Origin of the sequence: Phyllobacterium sp. (genome assembly GCF_037994405.1) — a bacterium.
Taxonomy (GTDB): domain Bacteria; phylum Pseudomonadota; class Alphaproteobacteria; order Rhizobiales; family Rhizobiaceae; genus Phyllobacterium.
In genome coordinates this window covers 1-5,684 of the sequence record NZ_JBBNAN010000176.1, presented here as the reverse complement: position 1 = coordinate 5,684, position 5,684 = coordinate 1, and the positions used below count along the sequence as shown (strand labels likewise).

Annotated in this window: 6 protein-coding genes and 1 pseudogene; 5 read left to right on the top strand and 2 right to left on the bottom strand. The window is 58.6% G+C overall.

What is annotated here, in order from left to right:
- Window positions 1-335 precede the first annotated feature (335 nt).
- Both AAAC48_RS10420 and AAAC48_RS10415 read right to left on the bottom strand, forming a co-directional pair.
- Window positions 336-1,625 carry a HipA domain-containing protein gene (locus AAAC48_RS10420; protein ID WP_340654115.1) on the bottom strand — a complete coding sequence of 430 codons (1,290 nt, stop codon included), beginning with the start codon at window positions 1,623-1,625 and terminating at the stop codon, window positions 336-338.
- Window positions 1,612-1,965: a helix-turn-helix transcriptional regulator gene (locus AAAC48_RS10415; protein WP_340654114.1), complete on the bottom strand. Its 354-nt coding sequence runs from the start codon at window positions 1,963-1,965 to the stop codon at window positions 1,612-1,614. Before AAAC48_RS10415 ends, AAAC48_RS10420 begins: the two co-directional genes overlap by 14 nt.
- 134 nt (window positions 1,966-2,099) lie before the next feature.
- Between AAAC48_RS10415 and AAAC48_RS10410 the strand changes: the two genes are divergently transcribed.
- The 5 genes and pseudogenes from AAAC48_RS10410 to AAAC48_RS10390 form a co-directional block, all read left to right on the top strand.
- Complete coding sequence (locus AAAC48_RS10410; protein WP_340654113.1) at window positions 2,100-2,255, top strand: hypothetical protein; 156 nt, start codon at window positions 2,100-2,102, stop codon at window positions 2,253-2,255.
- A gap of 48 nt (window positions 2,256-2,303) precedes the next feature.
- Window positions 2,304-2,645: pseudogene (locus AAAC48_RS10405) on the top strand (adenylate cyclase); the annotation flags it as partial.
- A gap of 219 nt (window positions 2,646-2,864) precedes the next feature.
- Window positions 2,865-3,764 carry a peptidylprolyl isomerase gene (locus AAAC48_RS10400; protein ID WP_340654112.1) on the top strand — a complete coding sequence of 300 codons (900 nt, stop codon included), beginning with the start codon at window positions 2,865-2,867 and terminating at the stop codon, window positions 3,762-3,764.
- A gap of 50 nt (window positions 3,765-3,814) precedes the next feature.
- Window positions 3,815-4,786 (top strand): HupE/UreJ family protein, encoded by a 972-nt coding sequence (locus AAAC48_RS10395; protein ID WP_340654111.1) that lies wholly within the window; start codon window positions 3,815-3,817, stop codon window positions 4,784-4,786.
- 18 nt (window positions 4,787-4,804) lie between these two features.
- Window positions 4,805-5,684 (top strand): DUF3604 domain-containing protein (locus AAAC48_RS10390; protein ID WP_340654110.1); only part of this gene is annotated, 880 nt, incomplete at its 3' end.

The window sequence follows — 5,684 nt, the reverse complement described above, 5'->3', positions numbered from 1 at the left end:
CGGTCCCGGCCTAGCGGCTCTGTGGCGAGAGCCGCTGCTCCAACCGTCGAGGCGATCACGGCGCTGCCGGAGTTAAGAAGCAAGGCGCGGCGGTTGATCCTGGACATGGCGAACTCTCCCCTGCTCTTCTCTTCACTTCATCGCGGGCTGCCAAATTGGTGCCGTCAACACGAGGCGGCGCGCTCTCACAGTATCACGACTGTCGGCCCATTCATGTCAGGATGGATGATGCCACCGTTGCGATTGCCGACAAGCCAGACAATCTGCTTGTCACGAAGCAAAATGTCCACCATAGGTAGACAATTGTCAGGAGCTTCAAAGCATGGCGATTCCGCTCAAGTTTTGTCGCGGATTTCCCCCGCCAGCTGCAATTTGTAGAGACGATCGATTATCGCCCGATTTGCTTCGTCTGTCAGCGGCAAATCCTCCAAGAGTCCGGGCCAGGTATCCATCGCATTTTCAACAGTGGACTTTACTTCCTTCACCAGAACCTTCGGCTCCACTTTCAGAAGCCCGGCTGCGCGCTCAAATCGGCGCAAGCCCACAGTATATGGATTCTTGTTGTTTCCCAAGGGAAGCGCCATTTCGTCGTCGCCGTAGAGGAACGTCGGCACCAGGTCGTATGCGGGGCTGAGTGCGATGTCGCCGGCATCGGGATAGAGAAACGACCAGTTCTTGAGATGAGCGTCACCATTTCCGAGAAGGATGTTCACCACGATGCGCCTGACGGCCTCGAGCAACTCACCCCGCGGGTCCGCGGAAAAACGGTGCACGATGTTCATCACTGTGGCCTCGTTGCCCTTTGTGTATTTCTGATTGCCGACCGCGCCAAGTATTTGTGCGAAGTCTTCGATCTGCGTGCGCCGATTGTTAGCATGGCGGTCGAACCTGCGGACGGCGAGTGACATTGCGCCTGATGGCAGGAATTCCTTAGGGACGCCGTCGATCTGATCTGCTCCGACCAACCAGGCATCAACGACACGAACGCCCACCGCCTCTGCAAGCTTCAGCGCTGTATATTCAGCCTCCGGCACGCGGTCATAGTGACGAGCCGGTGTCTTCAGGATGATTTCGCCTTCGCTGTCCTTTGCCGGGAGGAGGGTCAGCGATCCTTGTTTCATGGTCATTGAGAACTTCAGCTGCACACCGGCCAGCGAAAAGTGGATGCGCTTGGCGAAGATGGCTTCCACGTCTTCGCGTATGGCTCCTGTCGTCGTGGGGGCGAGAGTGCCCGCCTCCCAACGCGCGACGACGGCCCCAGGCAAGTCTTGCCCGAGGCGCGCCAGGACGTCGAAGTTGTCGAACGCGCCCGCTCCAAACTCCTTCGCGACAAGCTCGCGCAAGGCACCTTCGGGCAACAAGTTTTCGAAGAAGGGCGGCAGGAGGCCACCGTGCATGATCTTGTCACCGCGATTTGTCAGCCGAGCGACTGTTTCCTCTTCGCTGCGCCCCTGCCACGCCAGACTGACCAGGGGCCGCCGCGGCCCCATGGCGATGTAGCCGTCGTCCACGACGAAGGTGACGGTGCCGGCCTTGTCCCGGATCAACGTGCCGACCCTAAGTTCCCGGTCGGGCGCAGGCACAAGGTAGATGCCGATGACCGCAGCCCGTTCAACGATCCGCATCTGCACCGCCGCCGTCTTCGTCGTCGATTTCCCGGTCGTCGATGAACAGATCGTCGTGCGCGCTCCTCCATTCAGGCGGCACCGGATCGCGTGACTTGCCGTCGTCGATCAACGCAAGCGCGGCATCCAGTTTTGCGGTCGGGACAAAAACCAGGGACAGACCCAAGGCGGCTCCGACCTCGCTCAGGGAGTCGACCGTGCTGTTGACCCTGCCGCTTTCCATTTCGTAGATTCTGGATTTCTGCCTTGCCGTCCTTTTCGCCACATCTTCGGCGATCCAGCCTCGCTTAACACGGGCTTGCGACAATTGGCGGCCAAGTAACGTTCTGGTTTCGCTCATATCCGTTATACCGTAGATTTTGTTGGAAAGTCTGTTATACCGTACACAACTTTAGTCGTCAACAGAAGTCCGGTATAGCGGATAATGCGCCGCAATATACGTTTTAGCGGATAGTCCTAGCGAGGGAGCTTTATATGAATTTCACGGACCTAGTTCAATATGTCGGCCGCAACGGAATTTATTTTGAGCGTGGACACGTCTTGGAAGTCGAGATCGTGAACGTCAGCCCCATGGAAGACAACCAGGAAGGTGCTGCATTCAACATGGCCATCAAGCGCACCATACAGTAGCATACCCTAGAAAATGCCGGACGCTTCTGTCCATGGGGGAAACGAGGGATGCAGGGCCCATTAGATGCTCGGGTCGATCAGCTTGCCAGCGCCTCGCGACCGCCGCCCGCTAACGAGGATATCCGAGCCCAACTGGAGCGAATAATTGGCAGCCCGGAATTTCCGAACGCCGGGCACGCTTTCCTGCGCTATGTTGTCGGGGAGGCCGTCGCGGGGCGTGCCGAGCGCATAAAGGGCTATTCCATTGCGGTCGAGGTATTCAACCGCGACGAGGGCTTTAATCAGGATGATCCCGTTGTTTGGATCGAGGCCGGACGATTGCGGCGCACGCTCGAGCGCTATTATCTGGTTGCTGGTCAAAACGACCCAGTCCGGATCGACATCCCGAAATCAACTACGCAGACCAGGTCGGTGCATGGGAGGTGCAAAGAGTGGAGCCAAAAAGCCTGCCGCGAAGGGCTGCGATGCCGGACCTTCACCAACGACGAGGTGCAACTGAAGGCTTGTGGAAGCCGTCGGCGGTCGTAGTAGCGAAAGAGTACTACAAAAGGCATCCACCAGGACTGTGGCACGACCGGATTCTGATGGCCCAAGGAGGGGATTATCGAGATGGCTCAAAGAGGTTCCGACATTCATCGCGCACTCTGGAAGGAGCCGCTGGTGCATTTCGCCCTTATCGGCGCCGTGGTGTTTGGCGCATACCATGGGCTGAACGGCGGTCCACCCAAATCTGATAAAGAACCCATACACATCGGCGAAGGCGATGTGCGGTGGCTGAAACAGACGTGGTCGAGCCAGTGGCTGCGCGATCCGACGGCCGAGGAATTGAACGGTCTGGTGAACGATCTCGTCGGTGAACAACTGCTGGCGCGGGAGGCGGAGGCGATTGGCCTCGGCGAGAACGACACGATCATCCGCCGTCGCCTGGCGCAGAAGCTCAAGTTCGTGATCGAAGACACCGCCCAATTGACTGAACCCACGGACTATGAGCTGCGGCAGTATTACGCCAGCCAATTGGTAAGCTTCGTCACGCCAGGCACGGTCTCCTTCAAGCAAGTCTATTTCAATCCCGAACAGCACAAAGACCCCGTTGCTGATGCCGCTGCCTTACTCGCCGAGATACGATCCAAGGGAGACGGTGACTCTGCTGCGGGGGACAGATTGTTGCTCGGAGACGACTTTCATCGGTTGGAGAATTCCGCCCTTTCCGGAATGTTCGGGGCGGATTTTGCCAATGAGGTGTTCGCGCTGGAGCCGGGAAGCTGGAAAGGGCCGATCAAATCAGGATACGGCCTGCACCTCGTCATGGTCATGGAACGCACACCTACCGAGCCCAGACCCTTCGACACTGTCAGGGACGCCGTTATCGCGCAGTGGCGGACCAGCAAGCAGGAAGACCTGAGCCGTGCCTACCTCGCGGATTTGCGCAAGAAATACGGTGTGCAGTACGATGAGAGTACGAAAGCTTTGCTGGAACCGCAAAGCGTGCCCAGCGTGGCCGCGAAATGAAGCGGCTGGTCAAAGGTCCATCAATCCAGATTTGGCGGTGTTTGTCTGCCTTGCTTATCGTACTTTTGACCGTTGCTTCGGCTTACGCCCACGAAGTGCGGCCCGCCTACTTGAGCGTTGAGGAGAAGACGCCGGGCGAATTCAGTGTGCTTTTCAAGACACCGATGCAAGGCGATGCGCGACTGGCGCTATCGGCCCTGTTTTCCGGCAAGGTCGAGCATTTGACACCCATCGTTTCGCGCCGAACCGGCGACGCGATGGTCCAAACATGGCACATGCGTACCGCCCAGCCGCTTTCTGGCCAGAACGTCGTAATCGACGGGCTACAAAACAGCATGACCGATGCGGTGGTGCATGTCGTGCTTACCAATGGCAATACATGGACAGCGCGGCTGACGCCCAGCGAACCCTCCGCCGTCATCCCTGCCGCGCAAAGCAGTTGGACGGTTTTCGCCGTTTATGTGCGCCATGGCATCGAGCACATCGCCTTCGGCTTCGACCATCTGCTCTTCGTTGCGGCGCTGATGCTGATCGTGCGCGACTGGCGCAAGCTGGTGAAAGCGGTCACCGCCTTCACAGCCGCACATTCGATCACCCTGACCTGCGCTACACTCGGATGGGTAACCCTGCCATCACCACCCGTCGAAGCAATGATCGCCCTGAGTATTGTCCTGATCGCTGCTGAGGTCGTGCGCATGGAACGCGGGCAGCTCAGCTTGGCCATCACCAGTCCGTGGATAGTGGCCTTCGCGTTTGGTCTTCTGCACGGATTTGGCTTTGCGGGCGCATTGGTTGAGCTTGGTCTACCGCAAAACGATATTCCCTTGGCGCTGCTTGCCTTCAACGTCGGCGTGGAGCTCGGACAACTCGCCTTCATCGCGGTGATACTGACTGCGGTCCATTCTGTGAGGCGTATCGTCATGATTCCGCGACGGGCCATCATCGGCTCGGCTTACGCGATCGGGATGGTCGCGGCATTCTGGAGCGTCCAGCGACTGGACGCGATGTTCATACAATTTTGAACCTAAAGGAGAGAGTCGATGAAAACGGCCGAAGCCAGAGTAGGTCTTCTTTGTGGAGCCGCATTTGCGGGACTATTGGCGGTCTGCCTCTCTTACCCGGCCTGGGCACAGGACAGCGTCGCGACTGACGTCGGAACGTTCGACGCCGACACGGCCGCGAAGCTTTATCCCGTCAAGCGGCCATACTCGCCTTGGGCCGGCCGCAACTTCCCTTCGCGTCCCTTCTTCGGCGACACGCATCTGCATACATCCTTTTCCATGGATGCCGGCGCGTTTGGCGCTCGGCTGGGCCCTGCCGACGCCTATCGCTTCGCCAAGGGCAAGGAGATCATGGCTTCATCCGGCCAACTTGCGAAGCTGTCCCGGCCACTCGACTTCCTCGTCGTCGCCGACCATTCCGACAATATGGGTTTCTTCCCTGATCTGTTGGCCGGAAAGCCCGAGATTCTGGCTGATCCGCTGGGCCGCAAATGGTACGACATGATGCAGTCTGGCCAGGGCGCGGCGGCGGCCGTCGATATCATTACCGCATTCGGTGCTGGCAAATTCAAAGGACCAATCCTCTACTCGCCTGATTCAGCGGCCTATCGCGGGGCCTGGCAGGAAACGATCAAGGCGGCCGAGGAGGCCAATGAGCCCGGCCGGTTCACGGCCTTCATCGGCTACGAGTGGACCTCGAATACAGGGGGCAACAATCTGCACCGCAACATCATTTTCCGCGACAATGGCGACAGGGCGAGTCAGGTCGTTCCGTACACTACTCTGCCGCCTGGAAGCGACAATCCACGCGATCTGTGGAAGTGGATGGCCGGCTATGAGGACAAAACCGGCGGCAGCGTGCTTGCGATCGCCCATAATGGGAATCTGTCGAATGGGCGAATGTTTCCGATGATCGAGC